Here is a 466-nt window from a genome sequence, read left to right as displayed (position 1 = left end):
CGCGAACGAAGGCCTGATCAAACAACTTCCGACGCCGTTGTCGGTCCACGTCTACCGGCTGGTGTGGCGGCAGCTGATCCTGTTCGGCCACAACATCGTCATCTTCGTGATCATCGCGATCATCTATCCCAAGCCCTGGAAATGGACGGACCTCGCGGTCATTCCGGCGCTGGGCCTGATCGTGCTCAATTGCGTTTGGGTGTCAATCTGTTTCGGCATCCTGGCCACCCGGTACCGCGACATCGGGCCGCTGCTGGCCTCGCTGGTGCAGCTGCTGTTCTTCATGACTCCGATCATCTGGAACGAGTCGACGCTGCAGCAGCAGGGCGCCGGATCCTGGGCCAAGATCGTCGAGATCAACCCGCTGCTGCACTATCTGGACATCGTGCGTGCACCGCTGCTGGGCGCTGACCAAGAGGTGCGGCACTGGGTGGTGGTTCTCGTTCTCACCGGAATCGGCTGGGCG

General features: G+C 61.6%; 1 protein-coding gene. It reads left to right on the top strand.

Features of this window, described 5'->3' with window-relative positions; all coding sequences use genetic code 11:
* Window positions 1–466: ABC transporter permease (locus tag BKG76_RS07100; RefSeq protein WP_165611505.1), on the top strand; the 466-nt coding region annotated here is incomplete at both ends.

This window comes from Mycobacteroides franklinii (assembly GCF_001853795.1).
In the GTDB taxonomy this organism is placed as follows: Bacteria; Actinomycetota; Actinomycetes; order Mycobacteriales; family Mycobacteriaceae; genus Mycobacterium; species Mycobacterium franklinii.
The sequence above is the reverse complement of the archived record's forward strand: the minus strand, read 5'-3'. Positions and strand labels throughout refer to the sequence as shown.